The sequence below is a fragment of the Pseudomonas sp. genome, from assembly GCF_033723075.1.
GTDB lineage: Bacteria > Pseudomonadota > Gammaproteobacteria > Pseudomonadales > Pseudomonadaceae > Aquipseudomonas.
The window spans coordinates 117,857-139,291 of sequence record NZ_JAWVXU010000002.1 but is presented as its reverse complement, the minus strand read 5'-3'; the positions used below and the strand labels follow the sequence as shown (position 1 = coordinate 139,291).

The 21,435-nt window shown below is 63.5% G+C and carries 14 protein-coding genes and 2 pseudogenes; 9 read left to right on the top strand and 7 right to left on the bottom strand.

Annotated features, from left to right (window positions below):
- Positions 1-63: 63 nt before the first annotated feature.
- Together R3355_RS03230 and R3355_RS03225 are read right to left on the bottom strand one after the other, a co-directional pair.
- Positions 64-1,107, bottom strand: coding sequence for a nitronate monooxygenase (locus tag R3355_RS03230; RefSeq protein WP_318960033.1), 1,044 nt, complete (start codon positions 1,105-1,107; stop codon positions 64-66).
- 4 nt (positions 1,108-1,111) lie between these two features.
- On the bottom strand, positions 1,112-2,299 hold the full coding sequence (locus R3355_RS03225; protein ID WP_318960032.1) for a YbfB/YjiJ family MFS transporter: 1,188 nt from the start codon (positions 2,297-2,299) through the stop codon (positions 1,112-1,114).
- Positions 2,300-2,403: 104 nt separating this feature from the next.
- Here R3355_RS03225 and R3355_RS03220 point away from each other — a divergent pair, with 104 nt between their 5' ends.
- The 3 genes from R3355_RS03220 (at position 2,404) to R3355_RS03210 (ending at position 5,858) form a co-directional block, all read left to right on the top strand.
- Positions 2,404-3,306, top strand: coding sequence for a LysR family transcriptional regulator (locus tag R3355_RS03220; protein ID WP_318960031.1), 903 nt, complete (start codon positions 2,404-2,406; stop codon positions 3,304-3,306).
- A 34-nt stretch (positions 3,307-3,340) separates the two neighbouring features.
- Positions 3,341-4,186, top strand: coding sequence for a 23S rRNA (adenine(2030)-N(6))-methyltransferase RlmJ (locus R3355_RS03215; RefSeq protein ID WP_318960030.1), 846 nt, complete (start codon positions 3,341-3,343; stop codon positions 4,184-4,186).
- 61 nt (positions 4,187-4,247) lie between these two features.
- Entirely contained in the window at positions 4,248-5,858 is a 1,611-nt protein-coding gene (locus tag R3355_RS03210; protein WP_318960029.1) for an FMN-binding glutamate synthase family protein, read from the top strand.
- Between the two features lie 7 nt (positions 5,859-5,865).
- Here R3355_RS03210 and msrA read toward each other — a convergent pair whose 3' ends face one another.
- From msrA to R3355_RS03200, 3 genes and pseudogenes are all read right to left on the bottom strand, one after another.
- Positions 5,866-6,513 (bottom strand): peptide-methionine (S)-S-oxide reductase MsrA, encoded by a 648-nt coding sequence (gene msrA, locus R3355_RS03205; protein ID WP_318946211.1) that lies wholly within the window; start codon positions 6,511-6,513, stop codon positions 5,866-5,868.
- A 79-nt stretch (positions 6,514-6,592) separates the two neighbouring features.
- Positions 6,593-7,291: pseudogene (locus R3355_RS24275) on the bottom strand (putative bifunctional diguanylate cyclase/phosphodiesterase); the annotation flags it as partial.
- Positions 7,292-7,459: 168 nt separating this feature from the next.
- Positions 7,460-9,217: pseudogene (locus tag R3355_RS03200) on the bottom strand (diguanylate cyclase domain-containing protein); the annotation flags it as partial.
- Positions 9,218-9,294: 77 nt separating this feature from the next.
- Between R3355_RS03200 and R3355_RS03195 the strand changes: the two are divergent.
- Both R3355_RS03195 and R3355_RS03190 read left to right on the top strand, forming a co-directional pair.
- Positions 9,295-9,822, top strand: a complete 528-nt coding sequence (locus R3355_RS03195; protein WP_318960027.1) for a hypothetical protein — start codon at positions 9,295-9,297, stop codon at positions 9,820-9,822.
- A gap of 234 nt (positions 9,823-10,056) precedes the next feature.
- Positions 10,057-10,440: a DUF3775 domain-containing protein gene (locus tag R3355_RS03190; protein ID WP_318960026.1), complete on the top strand. Its 384-nt coding sequence runs from the start codon at positions 10,057-10,059 to the stop codon at positions 10,438-10,440.
- Between the two features lie 213 nt (positions 10,441-10,653).
- Here R3355_RS03190 and aceF read toward each other — a convergent pair whose 3' ends face one another.
- The gene (gene aceF, locus R3355_RS03185; RefSeq protein ID WP_318960025.1) at positions 10,654-12,312 is read right to left on the bottom strand and encodes a dihydrolipoyllysine-residue acetyltransferase; all 1,659 of its coding nucleotides are present in this window, start codon (positions 12,310-12,312) and stop codon (positions 10,654-10,656) included.
- An 11-nt stretch (positions 12,313-12,323) separates the two neighbouring features.
- Positions 12,324-14,969 carry a pyruvate dehydrogenase (acetyl-transferring), homodimeric type gene (gene aceE, locus R3355_RS03180; protein WP_318960024.1) on the bottom strand — a complete coding sequence of 882 codons (2,646 nt, stop codon included), beginning with the start codon at positions 14,967-14,969 and terminating at the stop codon, positions 12,324-12,326.
- Positions 14,970-15,237: 268 nt separating this feature from the next.
- Between aceE and glnE the strand changes: the two genes are divergently transcribed.
- The 4 genes from glnE to waaC all read left to right on the top strand — a co-directional run bounded on the left by glnE (position 15,238) and on the right by waaC (position 21,374).
- Positions 15,238-18,180 carry a bifunctional [glutamate--ammonia ligase]-adenylyl-L-tyrosine phosphorylase/[glutamate--ammonia-ligase] adenylyltransferase gene (gene glnE / locus R3355_RS03175; RefSeq protein ID WP_318960023.1) on the top strand — a complete coding sequence of 981 codons (2,943 nt, stop codon included), beginning with the start codon at positions 15,238-15,240 and terminating at the stop codon, positions 18,178-18,180.
- 72 nt (positions 18,181-18,252) lie between these two features.
- On the top strand, positions 18,253-19,176 hold the full coding sequence (locus R3355_RS03170) for a branched-chain amino acid transaminase (protein WP_318960022.1): 924 nt from the start codon (positions 18,253-18,255) through the stop codon (positions 19,174-19,176).
- 153 nt (positions 19,177-19,329) lie between these two features.
- On the top strand, positions 19,330-20,373 hold the full coding sequence (waaF, locus tag R3355_RS03165) for a lipopolysaccharide heptosyltransferase II (protein ID WP_318960021.1): 1,044 nt from the start codon (positions 19,330-19,332) through the stop codon (positions 20,371-20,373).
- Positions 20,373-21,374, top strand: coding sequence for a lipopolysaccharide heptosyltransferase I (gene waaC, locus R3355_RS03160; RefSeq protein WP_318960020.1), 1,002 nt, complete (start codon positions 20,373-20,375; stop codon positions 21,372-21,374). The genes waaF and waaC overlap by 1 nt, the downstream gene beginning before the upstream one ends.
- Positions 21,375-21,435 lie beyond the last annotated feature (61 nt).

Genomic DNA, 21,435 nt, shown 5'->3' with positions numbered 1-21,435 from the left:
ATAAGCCGTGGCGCAATCCGGGAGCGCCTCGCGGATTGCTGCGCGTGCCGTGCTTGATCCGGGCTACGGGGCAAAGCCCCTGGCCAGCTCGCGGGTCAGTTCGGCTGCACCGATGCTCTTGCAACCGCTGGCATTCTGCCCGGCCCAGAGTGGTGAGAAGTCGCCGCTGCCCTGGCTTTCCGCCTTGGTGCGCAAGGGGGCGATGGCGGCAGTAGCCAGGGGGAAGGCTGGTGCCGCAGGGCTGATCGGGCCCAGTTCACGCATCAGCCGGTTGACGATCCCCCGCGCCGGGCGGCCGCTGAACAGGTTGGTCAGGGCGGTATGCCGTGCGGCCGGACTGTGCAATGCGGCGCGGTGGATGGCGCTGGTGGTCGCTTCCGGGCAACAGAGGTAAGCCGTGCCGATCTGCACCCCGGCCGCGCCCAGGGCCATGGCCGCGCGCACGCCCTGGGCATCGGCAATGCCGCCCGCGGCGATTACCGGCACCTGCACGGCCTGTACGATCTGCGGCAGCAGGGCGAAGCTGCCGAGCTGGCTGCTTAACTCATCGCCAAGAAACATGCCGCGATGGCCGCCGGCTTCCAGGCCCTGGGCGATGATTGCATCAGCACCATGGGCTTCGAGCCAGAGCGCTTCCTCGATCGTGGTCGCCGAACTGAGGATCCTTGCGCCACAGGCTTTGACCCTGGCCAGTAGTTCCGCGCTGGGCAGGCCGAAGTGAAAGCTGACCACCGGCGGCCGGAACTCTTCCAGCAGGTCTGCCATTTCGCCACTGAACGGCTGACGGCCGGGGCCGGCAGCGATGCCGGTCGGGTCCAGGCCAAGCTCGGCATAGTAAGGCGCCAGTGCCTCGCGCCAGGCCGCTTCCCGCTGCGCATCGGCTTGCGCCGGGGTGTGGCAGAAGAAGTTGAGGTTGTAGGGCTTGCTGGTCTTTGCCGTCAGCGCCGTCAGCTCTGCGCGCAACCCGGCGGCGTCGAGCAGGGCGCAGGGCAGCGAACCGAGGCCGCCGGCATTCGATACGGCCGCGGCCAAACCGTGCAGCTGCACGCCGGCCATCGGTGCCTGAATCAGGGGAAGGTCGATATTCAGCAGGGAATTGAGGTTCATCTGTTTATGCTCCCGTGTGGCGAGTCGAATGTGTGGGGATAAACCAGCTCCAGACCAGTGACCAGAGAATGGCCAGTGTGCCGAAGGCGAAGCTTTGCTCCAGGCTGCCTCCGTGCTCCAGCCACAGACCTGCGAGCCAGGGCCCGGTCAGTTGCGCGCCGCCATACAGGGCGATCAGCGCGGCAGACAGGCGTATGCCCTGGTGTGGCTGCAGGGTGCGCGCCAGTCGCTGGGTTAGCAGAACACTGCCCATGAACGCACCGCCGACCAGCACAGCGCAGAGTAGTAAACCGATGGTGCCGGGCATGAACAATGGCGCCGCACAGCCGATTGCCTGTAGCAGGTAGGACCAGAGCAGAGCGCGGCGATCACCGAGGTGGCTGCCCAGGGCGTTCCACAGCGGAATTGAGACCATGCAGGCCAATGCCGTCCAGTTCCATACACCGCTGGCCAGCGTGTGACCGCTGGTTAGTTGGGCCTGGGCCAGTGTCGGTAGAAATGTCATGGGCAGAATGTAGCCAAGGCCTGCGCCGGCGTAGGCGAGAAACAGCGGGGTGCTGTTGCGATCAAACAGCGGGCTCGAGGCTGGCCGGTGGCTGCTCTTGTGGTGGGTTTGTAGATGCAGGTGCTGGAGTTGCCAGGCGCTAACAATGGCCAGGGGCAGGGCAATCGCGGCAACCGGCCACCAGCGCTCCGCACCGCTGAGCCAGGCTGCCGGTAGATCGGCCAGCCAACCGACCAGCAGCAGGCCGGCTGCGAAACCCAGGTAGATCAGCCCGCTGAGATGCGCGCGCTGGCGTTCAGCCAGCCATTCGAGCAGCAGCGCCGGTGCCAGGACGAACACCAGGCCGTTGCTGATGCCATTGGCCAGGCGCAGCGTTAACAGGGCCTGATAGTCGCTGGTGAAACCCTGGCTCAAGGTCAGCAGCGCGTTGATTAGCAAGGCGCTGGGCAGCGCAATGCGCAGGCGCGCGGGTTTATACAGTGCCAGCGCCAGCAGTGCACCGCAGAGGTAACCGATGTAGTTCCAGGTGGCCAGCTGTGCGGCCTGATGCAGCGAGAACAACTGATCGCCGAGCAGGTGCGGTAAGAGCGGCGTAAAGGCGAAGCGCCCGAGAGTGTGCACCACGATCAGTGCGCCGCTGCCGGCAAGCAATGCTTGCAACGTTTGACGATTGGAAACCGGGAGCATCGCGTGCCTCCTGCTGGGATGTCGCCACGGTAACGGCTATCATTTTTTACTGTTAGTGAAAAATAATGAGTGTTTTTCACTTTTGGTGATTATGAGGGTGGTCTATGGCGCCTTGGGAACGACTCAATCCACACCTGTTGCGCCACTTCCTGGCGGTCAGTCGAACCGGCTCGCTGACTGCTGCCGCTCAGCAGTTGCACTGTGTGCCGTCGAATGTGTCTGCGCGCTTGCGCCAGTTGGAAGAACAGCTGGATGTTGAACTGTTCCAGCGTCAGGCGCAGCGCCTGCATCTGACTGAGGCGGGCAAGCGATTACTGCCACACGCCGAGAACCTGGAACAGGTGTGTCGTCAGGCCTGGGCCAGCGTGCAATCGGATCTCTGGGCTGGTGACGTATGTCTGGGCTCTATGGAAACAACGGCCGCGGTGCGACTGCCTGAAGTGCTGGCTGCGTTTCACCAGGAGGCGCCGCGAGTCAACCTGACACTGATCACAGGCACCAGTGCCGATCTGATCGAGGAGGTGCTGGCCGGGCGGATGAATGCTGCGCTTATCGGTGGTCCCTATCAGCACCCGCGTCTGATCAGCGAGCTGTTATGGCCTGAGGAATTGGTATTGGTACTGCCGGTTGGGTTGTCACCTGCGCTGCTGGGGCAGGTACCTGTCACTCTGCTCGGTTTTCCCAATGGCTGTCATTACCGTGCGCGTTTGGAGCGCTGGTGCGAGCAGCAGGCACTGCATGTGGCGGCGCGGCAAAGTTACGGTTCGATTGATGCGATTTTGGCTGGCATTGCCGGTGGTATGGGCATTGGCCTGTTACCGCGCAGCCTATTGCAGGCACACCCGCGTGCGCGTCTGGTGGCCTGGCATGCGATTGATCCGGTCCTGGCCGATGCCCCAACCATGCTGGTGCGGAGCCGTGACGTTGCGGTGCCACCTGCCCTGCAGCGGTTGCTGGAGGTATTGTGTCGAGCTACACGTGCAGACGACCCATTACAGACCGCATGAAGCAGGTAAACTGTGCGGCCACAGGAGCCCGCCCATGAACTACCGTCACGCCTTCCATGCCGGCAACCACGCCGATGTACTGAAACACTATGTGTTGAGCCGTCTGATTGCCCTGCTGTCGCGCAAGGAGGCGCCGTTCGCCTACCTCGACAGCCACGCCGGCGTTGGCCTGTACGACCTGAAGGGTGATCAGGCCAGCCGCACCGGCGAATGGCTACAGGGCATCGCGCGCTTGTGGCAGGCCGAGGATGTACCGGATCAACTGCTCGATTACCTGGAAGTGATCCGCGCCATGAACCCCGATGGCGTGCTGCGCCATTACCCCGGCTCGCCGGAACTGGCGCGCCTGCTGACGCGTGAACAGGATCGCCTGCACCTCAACGAGAAACACCCGGAAGACGGTCGCCTGCTCAAGGAAAACATGGCCGGTGACCGCCGCGTCGCCGTGCACCTGGGCGAAGGCTGGCACGTGTCGCGTGCCTTGCTGCCGACCCGCGAGAAACGCGTGCTGCTGCTGATCGACCCGCCTTTCGAGCAGACCGATGAACCGGAACGCTGCGTGCAAGCGTTGAACGAAGCCATCGGCCGGATGCGCCAGGCGGTGGTGGCGATCTGGTACCCGATCAAGGAGCTGGGCCAACTCAGGCGCTTCTACCGCGACCTGGAAAAGAGCAACGCACCCAAGCTGCTGCGCATCGAGCTCTATGTGCACCCCGCCGACGACGCACAACGCCTGAACGGTTCCGGCCTGGTGATCAGCAACCCGCCCTGGGGCCTGGAGGACGAACTCAAGCAGGTCCTGCCCTGGTTGACCACCTTGCTCGGGCAAAGCCAGGCCGGCTGGCGCATGGATTGGCTGATCGAGGAAAAAGCGGCTTAAGCCATTTGGGCGAACATGCTGCATCCGGCGTCAAGTGCCAGCCTCTTTGCCAGGAGTTGATATGAGTTTGTCGCTGTTGAACCGCTATGCCTTCTTTGCGTTCTGCGTGTTGTTCACCTTGGGCAGCCTGCCTTTTGTCGGCTCGCATGAGTGGCTGTGGGGGCTGGCATCGATAATCGCCTTGCTGAGTGCGATAGGCCTCAATGACCTGCTGCAGACGCGCCAGGCGGTGCGGCGTAACTACCCGGTTCTCGGCAATATCCGCTACCTGGTCGAGGCGATCCGTCCAGAAATCCGCCAGTACCTGCTGGAGGCTGACGGCGATCAATTGCCGTTCTCCCGTGCACAGCGTTCGCTGGTGTATGCGCGGGCCAAAAACCAGAGTGCAGACAAGGCATTCGGTACCCTGGCCGATGTTTACCAGAGTGGCTTCGAGTTTATCGGCCATTCCATGCTGCCGGCCCTGCATGTCGACCCCGAGACGTTCCGGGTGAGCATCGGCGGGCCGCAATGTACCCAGCCGTATTCGGCGTCGCTGTTCAATATTTCGGCGATGAGCTTTGGCTCGCTCAGTGCCAACGCTATTCGTGCATTGAATCAGGGCGCCAGGCTGGGCGGTTTCTATCACGACACCGGCGAGGGCAGCATCAGCCCCTATCACCGCGAGCACGCTGGCGATCTGGTGTGGGAGTTGGGTAGCGGTTACTTCGGCTGTCGCCATGAGGATGGCAGTTTCGATCCGCAGCGCTTTGCCGAGCAGGCGGCAAATCCGCAGGTGAAAATGATCGAGATCAAGCTGTCCCAGGGCGCCAAGCCGGGGCATGGCGGCATTCTGCCCAAGCACAAGGTCAGCGCTGAAATTGCCCTGACCCGCGGTGTGCCAATGGGCCAGGATTGCATTTCGCCGGCGCGGCACAGTGCCTTTGCCACGCCGATCGAACTGCTGCGGTTCATTGCCCAATTGCGTGAGTTGTCAGCCGGTAAACCGGTGGGGTTCAAGTTCTGCCTGGGGCATCCCTGGGAATTCATGGGCATCGCCAAGGCCATGCTGGAAACCGGGATTCTGCCGGACTTCATCGTGGTGGACGGCAAGGAGGGCGGCACGGGCGCCGCACCGCTGGAGTTCACCGACCATATCGGCGTACCGCTACGTGAAGGGCTGTTGTTCGTGCATAACACCCTGGTCGGTATCGGCTTGCGCGAGCAGATCAAGATCGGTGCCAGCGGCAAGATCGTCAGCGCTTTTGACATCGCCAGCGTGCTGGCGATAGGGGCCGACTGGGCCAACTCGGCGCGTGGTTTCATGTTTGCCATCGGCTGCCTCCAGAGCCAGGCGTGCCACACCAACAAATGCCCGACCGGCGTGGCCACCCAGGATCCGTTGCGCCAGCGCGCCCTGGTGGTGCCGGACAAGGCCGAGCGGGTGCGCAGTTTTCATCGCAATACCCTCAAGGGCCTGGCCGAGATGCTCGCGGCTGCAGGTCTTGAGCATCCCGAGCAGCTGGAGGCCAAGCATCTGGTGCGGCGCATGTCGGCCAGTGAGATCAAGCTGTATTCGCAGCTGCACGTGTTCCTTGCGCCGGGCCAGCTGCTCAGTGGCGAGGTGTCTGGCGAGTTCTACTCACGCATGTGGCAAATGGCCCAGGCCAGCAGTTTTTCTCCGCTGCAATGACCCGCCGTCATGCCGGCAAACACACCCCTGTACCGCCCAGGCCACAATAGCCACCGGGATTCTTCGCCAGGTATTGCTGGTGGTAGGCCTCGGCATAGTAGAAGGGCGGGGCTTCGGCGATTTCGGTGGTGATGGGGCCGAAGCCGGCCTGTTCCAGCTCGGCTTGAAACTGTGCCTGGCTGGCTTTGGCGGCGGCCAGCTGCTCGGCACCATAGCAGTAGATCGCCGAGCGGTACTGGCTGCCGACGTCGTTGCCCTGGCGCATGCCCTGGGTCGGGTTGTGCGCTTCCCAGAAGACTTTCAGCAGCGCCTCGTAACTGATCTGTTGCGGGTCGAATACCACCAGCACCGCTTCGGTGTGACCGGTCAGGCCGGAGCAGGCTTCCTCGTAGGTCGGGTTGGGCGTATGGCCGCCGGCGTAGCCGACGGCGGTGGTCCACACCCCCGGTTGCTGCCAGAAACGTCGCTCGGCACCCCAGAAACAGCCAAGGGCGAACACCGCCTGCTGCATGCCTGCCGGGAAGGGCGCCTGCAGGGGGTGGCCATTGACGTAATGGGTCTCCGGCACGGGCAGCGGCGTATCACGGCCGGGCAGTGCCTGCTCGGCGCTGGGCAGTTCGAGTTGGTGGGCAAGAATTTGCGAACGCAGAACCATGAGCGATTTCCTCGACATAAGCGGGTATATGGGTAGACCGCGTGCATGGCGCGGCGTTACAGGTCGTGGTCAGGATCGTCTAACGGCAGGGGTAGCGCTGCAGTCTGGCGATCAGCTCGCTTCCTGCGATCGGCCGGTCGAACAGGTAGCCCTGGCCGATGTCACAGTGCTGGCGACGCAGAAAGCTCAGTTGCGCGGCGGTTTCGATGCCTTCGGCGACTACCTTGAGTTTCAGTTTATGCGCCATGGCGATCACTGCCGAGGTGATCTCCATGTCGTCCTGGTTTTCCGGGATGTCCTTGATGAAGCTGCGGTCGATCTTGATCACGTCGATGGGGAATTTCTTCAGGTAGCTGAGCGACGAATAGCCGGTGCCGAAATCGTCCATCGCCAGGGTCAGGCCCAGGCTTTTCAAGCGGCTGAGTTGATGGCGGGTGTCGTCGGTGGCCTCCAGCAGCAGGCTTTCGGTCAATTCCAGCTCCAGCAAGGCGGGAGGCAGCTGCTCCTCATGCAGGATCGCGGCGATCGAGCCAACCAGGTCGGGATCGGAGAACTGCTTGGGCGACAGGTTGATCGCCACCTGCAGGTTGCCGAGGCCGGCGGCGGTCAACTGCTTGCTCATGTGGCAGGCCTGGCGCACCACCCATTTGCCGATGGGGATGATCAGCCCGGTTTCCTCGGCCACGCCGATGAACTGGTCCGGCTGGATCATGCCTTTCTCAGGATGGTGCCAGCGCAGCAGCGCCTCCATGCCGAGCAGCTGGCCAGTCTTCAGGCACAGTTTGGGTTGATAGAACACGTCCAGCTCGTTCTGGGTCAGCGCGCGGCGCAGGTTGTTTTCGACGAACAGTTTGTAGTCGGCCTCGGCGTTCAGTACCTCGGTGAAGACCTGCAACTGGTGCTTGCCGTTGGCCTTGGCCTTGTGCAACGCCAGGCCGGCATGCTTCATCAGGGTGTGTGGGTCGGCTCCGTGCTCTGGCGTGCTGGCCACGCCCACCGAGCCGGTGACGCTGATCAATTGGTTGTCGACGAACAGTGGCTTGTCCAGGGTGTGCAGCACCTGGTGGGCCAACTGTTGGGCGCCAGCCAGGTCGGCGGTTTCCAGCAGGATAGCGAATTCGTTGCTGGCGAAGCGCGCGAGGATACCGCTCGGCGTGAGGCTGTTGCGCAGGCGCCTGGCCAGACTGATAAGCAGCTTGTCGCCGGTCTGGTGGCCGAGGCTGTCGTTGATCCGCTTGAAATTGTCAATGTCCACCAGCAGCAGGCTGAACGGTTTGCCGTCATCGCTGGCAAAGCGGTGTTCCAGGGCGCGGATAAAGGCGTAGCGGTTACCCAGGCCGGTGAGGCTGTCGCTGTAGGCCAGGCGCTCGATGCGTTGCTGGGCCTGTTTGGTTTCGGTGACGTCTTCGTAGATGCCGATGTAGTGGGTCAGGGTGCCGTCGTCGGCATGCACCTTGGAGATCGACAATTGTCCCCAGTAGGGATCGAGGTTCTTGCGCCGGCTCTTGAATTCGCCTTGCCAGCTGTTGTGTTCGCTGAGGCTGGTGGGCGCATCGAAGAGCAGCTCGCCGAGGTTTTCCAGGGCCGGCAGTTCGGACAGGCGGCGGCCTTGTACCTCGGAGGAGCTGTACAGGGTGATGGCGGTAAAGCTCGGGTTGACGTATTCCACCAGACCGTCGCGGTCGATCAGGATAAAGGCGCTGGCGCTTTGCTCAACCGCGCGCTTGAACAGATGCAGTTCACTGGTGGCGCTGCGCCGTTGCTGATTGCTCAGCACTTGTGCGTACTGATCGGCCAGTTCGCCGGCAAAGGCGACTTCGTCGTCCTGCCAGACACGCCGAGAGTCTGTGTGTTCCAGGCACAGCACGCCGACCACTTCTCCGTCGACCCGGATACTGGCATCGAGCATGGCCTCGATGCCCATTGGTTGCAGGTAGCTCGCAGACATCTCACGGGTGCGTGGGTCGAGAGAGGCGTCATGGGCGTCGATCGCCCGGCCACCTTGCAGTGCTTGCAGGTAGGCGGGGAACGCGTCGATTTCGATCGGCATGGCGCGTTCATGGCAGTCGACATCGCGGCAAAACAGGGCCACGGGCTCAAGACTGGCACCTTTCAGATTCCAGATGCTCGCCCGCGCTACGTTATAGACACTGCAGGCTGTGCGAGTGATCAGTTCGGCGGCTTCGCGCAGCGGATCGCTGGTGGTGTAGCGCTGGCGCGCCAGGCGTACTATCAGGCTTTGCTGGGCACGCGAGCGCTGCTGTCGCTGCAGATCCTCGCTGCCCGACGCGGGCTGGCCGGGGGCGCTGCTTTCAGCGGTGACTATCAGGTAGCCGCGCAGCAGTTGACGGCCGTGTTGCTTGAACGGTTCGCCCATTTCCACCAGGCCGACGGGGCCGTGCGCGGTATGCAGGGTGTAATTCACCCGATAATGCGCTTGCCGCGCCAGTTGCAGCTGAATGCTGTCATGCAACCGATGGCGAGCTTCAGGCTCCATCAGGCAAGCATAGGGGGCATCGATCAGTGCGCAGAGTTCGCTGGCGGGGATGCCGAACTGGCGTTCGCAGGCCGGGTCGAGAAACAGCAGCGCCCAACTGGCTTCGTTCAAACGTTCGAAGCGCAGCATGCCGAGCCTCGACGGCACTGGTAACTGTGTCACAACCTCGGATGCTAACCGGCTCACGGCATCGGTATGGCTTTTCATCAAGCGGCTGGCTTCCAGTATGCTGGCTGAGGCGAGGGTTGAGCCCACTTCACTATAGCGTCGAGTAAGGGTGCATCATGCATTTGCGACTGACAAGAAAACTAATTCATACCGTGTGTTTGCTTGGCTGCCTGGTTGCACCGCAGGCCTTGGCCAGCGAACCGGCAGCGGGGCTGAGCAGTGCCGAACAGGCCGGTTATCTGGCCGGCTTGAAGCGTCTGTACCTGAGTCAGGACGAGCGCCAGGCCCTGCTCTTGCACAGCAACGCGCTGCTGACCACCTACGCCCTGCGTGCCGGCTATCAGGTGGGCCAGGCGCAACCTCAGGACCTGCTCTACCAGTTGCGCCTTGGCGCGCCCGGCGAACTGATACTGCGCGAGGAGATCCGTGGCCAAGGCAGCGACATGGCCGTGCGCAACCAGCGCCTTGCGCTGTTCGGCGTCGACCCGTTTATCCGTTACGACTGCCCCTCCAGCGGCATCAGCTGCGTGCTGTACAACCCCGTCGATGGCAGCCCGCTGCTGACCATCGTGCGCGATCACCAGGGTGCGGCCGAACTGGCCAAGGCGCTGAGCTTTCTGATCCGCAAGGTGCAGAAGGACTGATAGCTTGTGAAAAACTCCCGCCTGCTGCGACCGCCTCCAGGCGCCCGCTGCCGACGTTGCGCTGCGAAGGCCTGGAGATGGTCTCGCGACGGCGCTCGATATTTTCACAACCTCTGAGCGTTGCAGGCGCTGTACCGCCTGGCGCCGCGGGGGCGCCAGGGCTGGAAAAATCCATCGGCCAGGACGATGCTTTAGGTGAACCGCTGACAGCGCTGAAGAGAAGGGGGCGCACCGATGCTGGACGTCAATCCCGATACTGTTTGCCGACTGATAGCCCTCGCCCGGGTGTTTCATGCCAAAGAGGCGGTGGTCATTCCCGAACAGCCGACCAGTCCCAGCGACGACTGGGCGATGCAGGTACTCGCCGACCATGCGGATGACGAGGTATTCCTCGAGTTCAAGTCGATTATCGATGACCTGGAACCTGATCAGCAGCAACAGGTCGTGGCATTGCTCTGGCTGGGGCGTGGCGACGGCACGCTGGAGGACTGGTCGGAATTGCTCGAGCAGGCGCAGGACGACTGGAATCCAAGCACCGCCGAGTACCTGATCGCCCATCCTTTTCTTGCGGATCATCTGCAGGAAGCCCTGGATATGCAGGGCTACGCGTGCGAGTGAGAGGCTGTAAAAACTCTCGCCTACTGCGACCGCCTCTAAACGCCCGCTGCGGCGTTGCGCTCGGTGAGAAACAGGGTCATTTAGCTGACTAAACTCCCCGGCCCCCCTGCCTTGGCGTACAACCCGTAACGGGTACAGCACCCAAAAAAAACCCCGCCAAACAGGGCGGGGTTGAGGGACGAGCGTGGCGTGCTCGAAAATTGAAGCTTGGGGTTACAGCAGCATGGTGCGGATATCTGCCAGCACATCGCCGAGGCGCTTGGTAAAGCGTGCGGCAGCAGCGCCATTGATCACCCGGTGGTCGTAGGACAGCGACAGCGGCAGCATCAGCTTGGGCTGGAAGGCCTTGCCGTCCCAGACCGGCTGGATGGTCGCCTTGCTGACGCCGAGGATCGCCACTTCCGGCGCGTTGACGATCGGCGTGAAGCCGGTACCGCCGATATGGCCGAGGCTGGAGATGGTGAAGCAGGCACCTTGCATGTCGTCGGCGGCGAGTTTCTTGCTCCGCGCTTTTTCCGCCAGGGCGGCTGCCTCAGCCGCAAGTTGCAGCAGGCTCTTCTGGTCGACGTTCTTGATTACCGGGACCAGCAGACCCTCCGGGGTGTCCACGGCGAAGCCGATGTTCACGTATTTCTTGCGGATGATCGCCTTGCCGCTTGGTGCCAGCGAGCTGTTGAAGTCCGGCAGTTCCTTGAGCAGGAAGGCGCAGGCCTTGAGCAGCAGCGGCAGCACGGTGAGCTTGACCCCGGCTTTCTCGGCCACGGCTTTCTGCGCGACGCGGAAGGCTTCCAGTTCGGTGATGTCGGCCGAGTCGAACTGGGTCACATGCGGCACATTGAGCCAGCTGCGGTGCAGGTTGGCGGCGCCGATCTGCATCAGGCGGGTCATGGCCACTTCTTCGATTTCACCGAACTTGCTGAAGTCCACCACCGGGATCGGCGGAATGCCGGCGCCGCCAGTGGCGCCAGCGGGTGCCTCCTTGGCCTTCTGCAGCATCGCCTTGACGTGCACCTGCACATCTTCCTTGAGAATCCGGCCTTTCGGGCCGCTGCCAGGTACGCCCGACAGTTCCACGCCGAAGTCGCGGGCCAGCTGGCGCACGGCCGGGCCGGCATGCACCTTGTCGCCGCGAGCAACTGCAGGCGCGGCTGCCGCACTGGCGGCTGCTGCCGACAGCTTGGCGATGGCGTTGACCTCGGCGATGACTGCAGGGTCGGCGCCGGCAGGGGTTTTGTGTCCCTCGGCCGGTTGCGCTGGAGCTGCAGCCGGTGCCTGGGTCGCAGCTGGAGCAGCCGCTTCCCCGGCCACTTTCAGCTTGAGGATCAGGTCGCCGGTGCCGACTTCGGCGTCCAGCTGGACCACGACACTTTCCACCACGCCGGCAACCGGCGAGGGGATTTCCATGCTGGCCTTGTCCGATTCCAGGGTGATCAGCGACTGCTCGGCTTCGACCCTGTCGCCGGCCTTGACCAGTACTTCGATGACCTTGGCTTTGCCGGCCGAACCGATGTCAGGTACATGGATGTCCTGCACGGACGATTCAGCCGCCGCTGCTGGTGCCGCTGCTGGCGCCGCAGCCTTGGGCGCTTCGGCAGGTGCTGCCGCTGCTGCCGCCGGAGCCGGAGCGGCTGCGCTGGCGCCTTCGACTTCCAGCTCGAGCAGCTCGTCGCCTTCTTTCAGGCGGTCGCCCAGTTTGACTTTCAGGCTCTTGATCACCCCGGCTTTCGGTGCCGGGATTTCCATGCTGGCCTTGTCCGACTCGAGGGTCAGCAGGCTCTGTTCGGCTTCGATGCGATCGCCGACCTTGACGAACAGCTCGATGACTTCGCCTTCACCACTGCCGATATCGGGTACGCGGATTAGTTCGCTCACAGTGCGTCTCCTTAACAGTCCAGTGGGTTGAGTTTTTCCGGGTTGATGCCGAACTTGGCGATGGCCTCGGCCACCACTTTAGGTTCGATATCACCGCGGTCGGCGAGGGCTTCGAGGGCGGCCAGGACCACCCAGTTGCGATCCACTTCGAAGAAGTGACGCAGCTTCTTGCGGCTGTCGCTACGGCCGAAACCGTCGGTGCCCAGCACCTTGTATTCCTTGCTCGGGACCCACTGGCGGATCTGGTCGGCGAACAGCTTCATGTAGTCGGTGCTGGCAATGACCGGGCCTTGGCGGCCGGTCAGGCACTGCTCGACATACGACAGCTTGGGCTTCTGCTCGGGATGCAGGCGGTTGTTGCGCTCCACGGCCAGGCCATCGCGACGCAGTTCGTTGAAGCTGGTGACGCTCCACACATCGGCGCCGACGTTGAACTCTTCACGGAGGATTTTCGCCGCCTCGCGCACTTCGCGCAGGATGGTGCCGGAGCCGAGCAGCTGCACGTGATGGGCGGCTTCCTTCTTGTCCTCTTCGAGCAGGTACATGCCCTTGACGATGCCTGCCTCGACACCTGCAGGCATGGCCGGCTGCTGATACGCCTCGTTCATCACGGTGATGTAGTAGAAGACGTTCTGCTGCTCTTCGATCATCTGCCGCGTGCCTTCGCGGATGATCACCGCCAGCTCGTAGCCGTAGGTCGGGTCGAACGTGCGGCAGTTGGGGATGGTCGAGGCCATGATGTGGCTGTGACCGTCTTCGTGCTGCAGGCCTTCGCCGTTGAGCGTGGTGCGCCCGGCGGTGCCGCCGATCAGGAAGCCGCGGGTGCGGCTGTCGCCGGCCGCCCAGGCCAGGTCGCCGATACGCTGGAAACCGAACATCGAATAGAAGATATAGAACGGCAGCATCGGCTGGTTGTGACAGCTGTAGCTGGTGCCCGCGGCGATGAAGGAGCTCATGGCGCCGGCTTCGTTGATGCCTTCCTCGAGGATCTGACCCTTCTTGTCCTCGCGGTAGAACATCACCTGATCCTTGTCCACCGGCTCATACAGCTGGCCGACCGAGGAATAGATGCCGAGCTGGCGGAACATGCCTTCCATGCCGAAGGTGCGCGCCTCGTCCGGGATGATCGGCACGATGCGCTGGCCGAGTTCCTTGTCCTTGAGCAGCTGGGCGAGGACCCGCACAAAGGCCATGGTGGTGGAGATTTCACGATCGCCGGAACCGTCGAGGATGGCCTTGAGGGTATCCAGGGGCGGGGTCGGGATGCTGAAACTGTTGGCGCGGCGCTGCGGTACGAAACCACCGAGGGCGGCGCGGCGCTCGTGCAGGTACTTGTATTCGGCGCTGCCGGGTTTCGGCTTGAAGAACGGCAGGTTCTCCAGTTCGTCGTCCTGGACCGGGATGTCGAAGCGGTCGCGGAACTGCTTGAGGCTGGCGACGTCGACCTTCTTGGTGTTGTGCGCGGTGTTCTTCGCTTCGCCCGCGCCGGTGCCGTAACCCTTGATGGTCTTGGCCAGGATCACGGTCGGCTGTTCTTTGTGGTTGACCGCGTCATGGTAGGCCGCATAGACCTTGTACGGGTCGTGGCCGCCACGGTTGAGCTTCCAGATCTCGTCGTCGGAGAGGTCTTCGACCATCGCCTTGAGTTCGGGCGTGTTGAAGAAATGCTCGCGGACGAAGGCGCCGTCTTTGGCCTTGTAGTTCTGATACTCGCCGTCAATCACTTCATCCATCCGGCGTTGCAGGATGCCGTCGGTGTCCTTGGCCAGCAGCGGATCCCAGAAACGACCCCAGACCACCTTGTTGACGTTCCACTGGGCGCCGCGGAACACGCCTTCGAGTTCCTGGATGATCTTGCCGTTGCCGCGTACCGGGCCGTCGAGGCGCTGCAGGTTGCAGTTGATGACGAAGATCAGGTTGTCCAGCTTCTCGCGGCCGGCCAGGGAGATGGCGCCGAGGGATTCCGGCTCGTCGCACTCGCCGTCGCCGAGGAAGCACCAGACCTTCTGCTTGCCGGCCGGGATGTAGCCGCGGTCTTCCAGGTACTTCATGAAGCGTGCCTGGTAGATCGCCTGGATCGGCCCCAGGCCCATGGACACTGTGGGGAACTGCCAGAAGTCCGGCATCAGCCAGGGGTGCGGATAGGACGACAGACCCTTGCCATCGACTTCCTGGCGGAAGTTGTCGAGCTGCTCTTCGCTGATCCGGCCTTCCATGAAGGCGCGGGCGTAGACGCCCGGCGAGGCATGACCCTGGAAGAAGATCAGGTCGCCGCCGTGCTCGTCGGTCGGGGCCTGGAAGAAGTAGTTGAAGCCAATGTCATAGAGGGTCGCGGACGACGCGAAGCTGGAGATGTGGCCGCCCAGATCCGGATCTTTCAGGTTGGTGCGCATCACCATGGCCAGGGCGTTCCAGCGTACCAGCGAGCGAATGCGGCGTTCCATGAACAGGTCGCCAGGCATGCGTGCTTCGTGGGTTACCGGGATGGTGTTGCGGTACGGCGTGGTGATCGCATAGGGCAACTGGGAACCACTACGGGTGGCCAGTTCGCCGAGACGGGTCATCAGGTAATGCGCGCGGTCTTCGCCTTCCTTGTCGAGAACAGACTCAAGGGCGTCCAGCCATTCCTGGGTTTCGACGGGATCGAGGTCTTGCATGGCTTGCTCCAGGGCGGAAAGGCTTCCAGAATCGGAGGCCAGGATTCGTGACCGGCTTTGTGGGCGGGCACGTGAATTCTTGGATATACCGGGGATAGGGCCGGCTCTGTGTAGTTTTACTACATATCGACGGCGATTTCAGCCCTTTGGATACAATCTTTCGTAGCAAAACTACAATTTATTTGTCTGTTTGTTGCGCGCATCGCGTCAAGTGAGAGGGTTTCCGGCTTTGTGCGTGTCACTTGCAGTTCGCCAAAAAGGATAGACCATGAGCCTGCCCGCGTTGGCTTCTTTACCCGCCACTCTTGCTCCCCTGGCCCAGCGTGCCGAACAGTCCCTAAAGGCGGCTTTCGCCGAATGCTCGGCTGCCGCGGCCGAGCTTGCCGCCTGGCCGAGTGCGCGCCGCGAGGTGCTCCGGCGCGTGGCGGCGGTCAGCGATTTCGTCGTCGAGCAAGCCCGGCGCGACCCGCAGATGCTTCTGGATCTGGCCGCCTCCGGCGAGTTGGAGCGCGCGCTGCAGGCTGGCGAGCTACGTGGACAGCTGGCGGCCGCGTTACTCGATTGCGCCGATGAAGACGAGCTGGGCCGGCGCCTGCGGCGATTCCGCAATCGCCAGCAGGTGCGCATCATCTGGCGCGACATCAGTCGCCAGGCCGACCTGGTCGAAACCTGTCGCGATCTCTCGGAGCTGGCCGATGCTTGCATCGATCTGGCCTATCACTGGCTCTATCCCCGGCATTGCACCCAGTTCGGCACGCCCATCGGCCGGCGTAGCGGGCAGGCCCAGCACCTGGTGGTGCTCGGCATGGGCAAGCTGGGCGCCTTTGAACTGAATCTGTCTTCGGACATCGACCTGATCTTCGGCTACCCGGAGGGCGGCGAGACCGAAGGGGTCAAGCGTCCGCTGGACAATCAGGAGTTCTTCATTCGCCTCGGTCAGCGCCTGATCAAGGCGCTGGACGTGATCACCGTCGACGGCTTCGTCTTCCGCACCGACATGCGCCTGCGCCCCTATGGCTCCTCGGGTTCGCTGGTGTTCAGCTTCAATGCGCTGGAACAGTACTACCAGGATCAGGGTCGCGACTGGGAGCGCTACGCGATGATCAAGGCGCGGGTGGTCGGCGGTGACCCGGTGGCCGGCGCGCAGTTGCTGGAGATGCTGCGACCCTTCGTCTATCGGCGCTACCTGGACTTCTCCGCGATCGAAGCGTTGCGCACCATGAAGCAGCTGATCCAGCAGGAAGTGCGGCGCAAGGGCATGGCCGAGAACATCAAGCTGGGTGCCGGCGGCATTCGCGAGGTGGAGTTTATCGCCCAGGCCTTTCAGCTGATTCATGGTGGGCGCGATCTGAGCCTGCAGCAGCGTTCGCTGTTTGCGGTGCTCAACACCCTGCGTGACCAAGGCTATCTGCCGTCGGCGGTGACTGACGAGCTGCGTGATGGCTATGCCTTCCTGCGTTATACCGAGCATGCCCTGCAGGCCATCGATGATCGGCAGACGCAGATGCTCCCGGCTGATGATCAGGATCGTGAGCGGGTGGCCTTTATCATGGGCTTTGACAACTGGCAGGCGTTCCACGAGCAACTGATGCACTGGCGTGGTCGGATCGACTGGCATTTCCGTCAGGTGATCGCCGACCCCGATGAGGACGCCGAAACCGCCGACGATGAAGTGGTCGGCGGTGAGTGGCTGCCGCTGTGGGACGATGTGCAGGACGAAGCCGCGGCCTGTCGTCAGCTGGCCGAAGCCGGGTTCAGCGAACCCCAGTCCGCGTGGCAGCGCCTGGCCGGCTTGCGCAATGGCAATCAGGTGCGAGCCATGCAGCGTCTTGGTCGTGAGCGCCTGGATGCCTTCATGCCCAGGCTGCTGGCGCAGGCGGTGGAGCACGATAACCCCGATCTGGTCCTGGAGCGGGTTCTGCCGCTGATCGAGGCGGTGGCGCGGCGCTCGGCCTACCTGGTGCTGTTGACGGAGAATCCCGGCGCCTTGCAGCGCCTGCTGACCCTCTGCGCCGCCAGTCCGTGGATTGCCGAGCAGATCACCCGCTTTCCCTTGTTGCTCGACGAATTGCTCAACGAGGGGCGTCTGTTCAAGCCGCCGCTGGCGCCGGAACTGGCCGCCGAGCTGCGTGAGCGGCTGATGCGCATTCCCGAAGATGACCTCGAGCAACAGATGGAGGCACTGCGCCACTTCAAACTGGCGCACCGCTTGCGTGTGGCTGCGTCGGAAATCGCCGGCAGCCTGCCGCTGATGAAAGTCAGCGACTACCTGACCTGGCTGGCCGAGGCGATCCTCGATCAGGTGCTGGCCCTGGCCTGGCGGCATACCACCAGTAAATACGGGGTGCCGCAGCGTGCCGATGGCAGCCCCTGCGACCCGGACTTCATCATCGTCGGTTACGGCAAGGTCGGCGGCATCGAGCTGGGCCATGGCTCGGACCTGGATCTGGTGTTTATCCACGATGGCGATCCCCAGGCCGAGACCAATGGCGCCAAGCCGATCGACGGCGCGCAGTTCTTCAATCGCCTGGGGCAGCGCATCATCCACCTGCTGACCACCCAGACCAACTCCGGCCAACTCTATGAGGTCGACATGCGCTTGCGCCCCTCGGGGGTGGCGGGTCTGCTGGTCAGCTCGCTGGGCGCCTTCCAGCGCTATCAGGAAAACGAAGCCTGGACCTGGGAGCACCAGGCCCTGGTGCGCGCCCGGGTGTTGGTCGGTTGCCCGCGGGTCGGCAAGGCGTTCGAGGCGGTGCGCGCGGCGGTGCTCGGTCGCGAGCGTGATCTCGACCGGCTGCGCGCCGAGGTCAGCGAGATGCGCGCGAAGATGCGCGACAACCTCGGTACCCGGGCCACGGCTGCCGGCACCGCGGCCAATGCCTTCGAGGCCGCGGTCTGCTTCGATCTCAAGCAGGATGCCGGTGGTATCGTCGATATTGAATTTATGGTGCAATACGCGGCCTTGGCTTGGTCGCGACAATATCCCGAGCTGTTGGAGTTCACCGATAACATCCGCATTCTGGAAGGGCTGGAGCACCTTGGCTTGCTGGCCGCCGAGAGTGCAGGCCTGTTGCAGGAAGCCTACAAGGCCTACCGCGCGGCGGCCCATCGCCAGGCATTGCAAAAGCAGCCCGGGGTGGTGCGCGGCGACCAGTTCCAGGAGCAAAGACGCAGTGTGCTGCGCATTTGGCGGGAGCTGGGGCTGAATTGAATGCTATATAGACTGGCCGGCGCGCGGCGCCCCGGCGACTAAGTACGAATCGAATTTGAGGAGCAGGCAACTATGTCGATGGCCGATCGTGATGGCGTGATTTGGTATGACGGCAAGCTGGTGCCGTGGCGTGACGCGACCACCCATGTGCTGACCCACACCCTGCACTACGGCATGGGCGTGTTCGAAGGCGTGCGCGCCTACGATACCCCGGACGGCACGGCAATCTTCCGCCTGCAGGCGCATACCGACCGGCTGTTCGATTCGGCCCATATCATGGGCATGAAGATTCCCTTCTCCAAAGACGAGATCAACCAGGCGACCCGTGCCGCGGTGCGCGAGAACAACCTGGAGAGCGCCTATATCCGCCCCATGGTGTTCTACGGATCGGAAGCCATGGGCCTGCGCGCCACTGGCCTGAAGGTGCATGTCATCGTTGCCGCCTGGAACTGGGGTGCCTACATGGGCGATGAGGCCCTGCAGATCGGCATCAAGGTGCGCACCAGCTCCTTCACCCGTCATCACGTCAACATCTCGATGACCCGGGCCAAGGCCAACGGCAACTACATCAACTCGATGCTGGCCCTGCAGGAAGCCATCTCCGGCGGCGCCGACGAGGCCATGCTGCTGGATACCGAGGGCTACGTGGCCGAAGGCTCGGGCGAGAACATCTTCCTGGTGCGTAACGGCGTGATCTACACCCCGGAAGTCACCTCCTGCCTCAACGGCATCACCCGCAACACCATCCTGACCCTGGCCGCCGAACACGGCATTCAGGTGGTCGAGAAGCGCATCACCCGCGACGAGGTGTACATCGCCGACGAGGCCTTCTTCACCGGCACCGCCGCCGAAGTGACGCCGATCCGGGAAGTCGATGACCGCCAGATCGGCGCCGGCCGCCGTGGTCCGGTGACCGAGAAGCTGCAAAAAGCCTATTTCGACCTGGTGGCCGGCAAGACCAGCGGCCACGCCGAATGGCGCACGTTGGTGAAGTAACCCTCACACCGGACGCTTCGTCGGATGGGTCGGGCCGCGTAGGTCGGGCCGCGCAGGTTGAGCGCAGCGATACCCATCGCCTGTTGAGGCTGATAGTTGAGTGTTGAATCTGTCCGGGAGGCGCGAGCCTCCCCGGTCGTTTCTGGAATAAGCATGAAAATACTGATCGTTGGGCCCAGCTGGGTCGGTGACATGGTGATGGCGCAGACGCTGTTTCAGTGCCTGAAACAGCGTCACCCCGACTGCGAGATCGATGTGCTGGCGCCCGAGTGGAGCCGGCCGATTCTCGAGCGCATGCCCGAAGTGCGCCAGGCCCTGAGCTTTCCGCTCGGCCATGGCGTGTTGCAGCTGGCGACCCGGCGCAAGATCGGCAAATCCCTGGCGGGCCAGTACGATCAGGCCATCCTGCTGCCCAATTCGCTGAAATCGGCGCTGGTGCCGTTCTTCGCCGGGATCGCCAAGCGCACCGGCTGGAAGGGCGAGATGCGCTACGGCCTGCTCAACGATGTGCGCGTGCTGGATAAAGACCGTTACCCGCTGATGATCGAACGCTTCATGGCGCTGGCATTCGAACCTGGCGTTGATTTGCCGAAACCTTATCCGCGGCCGTCCCTGCACATCGACCAAGGCAGTCGCGCGGCGGCGCTGGCCAAGTTCGGCCTGAGCCTGGATCGACCGGTGCTGGCGCTCTGTCCCGGGGCCGAGTTCGGCGAGGCCAAGCGCTGGCCGAGCGAGCATTACGCCCAGGTCGCCGAGGCGAAGATCCGTACCGGCTGGCAGGTCTGGTTGTTCGGCTCGAAGAACGATCATCCGGTGGGTGAAGAAATCCGCCTGCGGCTGATTCCCGGACTGCGTGAAGAAGCGGTCAATCTGGCCGGTGAAACCAGCCTGGCCGAGGCCATCGATCTGCTGTCCTGCGCGGGCGCCGTGGTCTCCAACGACTCGGGCCTGATGCATGTGGCCGCCGCGCTCAATCGTCCACTGGTGGCGGTCTACGGCTCGACGTCGCCGCAGTTCACCCCGCCGCTGGCCGAGCAGGTGGAGGTCGTCCGCCTGGGTATCGAGTGCAGCCCCTGCTTCGACCGCACCTGTCGCTACGGCCACTACAACTGCCTGCGCGAGTTGCCACCGCGGCCGGTGCTGCAGGCGCTGGATCGCCTGGTAGCCGATCCGATCGAGCCGGTTGAGGTCCAATAGTGCGGGTTCTGTTGATCAAGACGTCCTCGCTCGGCGATGTTATCCACACTCTGCCGGCCCTCACCGACGCGGCGCGGGCGATTCCCGGTATCCAGTTCGACTGGGTGGTGGAGGAGGGCTTCGCCGAGATTCCCGCCTGGCACCCGGCCGTCGCCCAGGTAATCCCGCTGGCGCTGCGGCGTTGGCGCAAGCACCTCTGGCAGACCCTGAAGAACGGCGAGTGGCGCCGCTTCAAGGCGCGCCTGGGGGAAACCCGTTACGACCTGGTGATCGATGCCCAGGGCCTGCTGAAGAGTGCCTGGTTGACCCGTTACGTCAAGGCGCCGGTGGCCGGCCTGGGGCCGGACTCCGCGCGCGAGCCGATCGCCAGCCGCTTCTACGACCGCCGTTACAGCGTGCCGCGCGAGCAGCACGCGCTGGAGCGGGTGCGCCAGTTGTTCGCCCAGGCGCTGGGCTATCCGCTGCCGGCGGGCATCGGCGACTATGGGCTGAATCGTGCGCGCCTGGCCGGTGCGGTGGAGCAGCCGTATCTGCTGTTCCTGCACGGCACCACCTGGCCGAGCAAGCACTGGCCGGAAGCCTGCTGGCGCGAACTGGCCGAACGCATGAACGCGCTCGGCTGGGCGGTGCGCCTGCCGTGGGGTAACGAGGTCGAGCAGGCGCGCGCCGAGCGCATTGTCGCCGGCCTGGACAATGCCGCGTTGCTGCCCAGATTGAACCTGGCCGGCGTGGCCAAGGTGATCGCCGGTGCCAGCGCCTGCGTGGCGGTCGACACCGGCCTCGGTCATCTGGCCGCGGCCCTGGATGTGCCGACCATCTCGCTCTACGGGCCAACCTTGCCGGGACGGGTGGGGGCCTATGGCCGTTCCCAGGTCCACTTGTGCGCCACGGGTCCGGGTGCCGGTTCGGGCGACCGCCACAAACCCTGTTTCGAGACGCTCTTGCCGGAACGGGTGGTCAGCGAGTTGCAGGCGTTGCTGCTGGCCGAGGAAGCCGTCTGATGCGGGTACCGAGTATTTTTCCCGGGTTGTATTCGGGCTACGCGATTGAAGGGCACACCTG

What these genes read in the sequence shown, in the direction of transcription:
- msrA (WP_318946211.1), bottom strand. Translation starts at nt 6,513, where the DNA reads ATGGTTCTGCGTTCGCAAATTCTTGCCCACCAACTCGAACTGCCCAGC.
- R3355_RS03210 (WP_318960029.1), top strand. Translation starts at nt 4,248, where the DNA reads ATGAGTTTGTCGCTGTTGAACCGCTATGCCTTCTTTGCGTTCTGCGTG.
- aceE (WP_318960024.1), bottom strand. Translation starts at nt 14,969, where the DNA reads ATGCAAGACCTCGATCCCGTCGAAACCCAGGAATGGCTGGACGCCCTT.
- R3355_RS03230 (WP_318960033.1), bottom strand. Translation starts at nt 1,107, where the DNA reads ATGAACCTCAATTCCCTGCTGAATATCGACCTTCCCCTGATTCAGGCA.
- R3355_RS03215 (WP_318960030.1), top strand. Translation starts at nt 3,341, where the DNA reads ATGAACTACCGTCACGCCTTCCATGCCGGCAACCACGCCGATGTACTG.
- waaF (WP_318960021.1), top strand. Translation starts at nt 19,330, where the DNA reads ATGAAAATACTGATCGTTGGGCCCAGCTGGGTCGGTGACATGGTGATG.
- R3355_RS03195 (WP_318960027.1), top strand. Translation starts at nt 9,295, where the DNA reads ATGCATTTGCGACTGACAAGAAAACTAATTCATACCGTGTGTTTGCTT.
- R3355_RS03190 (WP_318960026.1), top strand. Translation starts at nt 10,057, where the DNA reads ATGCTGGACGTCAATCCCGATACTGTTTGCCGACTGATAGCCCTCGCC.
- R3355_RS03220 (WP_318960031.1), top strand. Translation starts at nt 2,404, where the DNA reads ATGGCGCCTTGGGAACGACTCAATCCACACCTGTTGCGCCACTTCCTG.
- R3355_RS03170 (WP_318960022.1), top strand. Translation starts at nt 18,253, where the DNA reads ATGTCGATGGCCGATCGTGATGGCGTGATTTGGTATGACGGCAAGCTG.
- glnE (WP_318960023.1), top strand. Translation starts at nt 15,238, where the DNA reads ATGAGCCTGCCCGCGTTGGCTTCTTTACCCGCCACTCTTGCTCCCCTG.
- R3355_RS03225 (WP_318960032.1), bottom strand. Translation starts at nt 2,299, where the DNA reads ATGCTCCCGGTTTCCAATCGTCAAACGTTGCAAGCATTGCTTGCCGGC.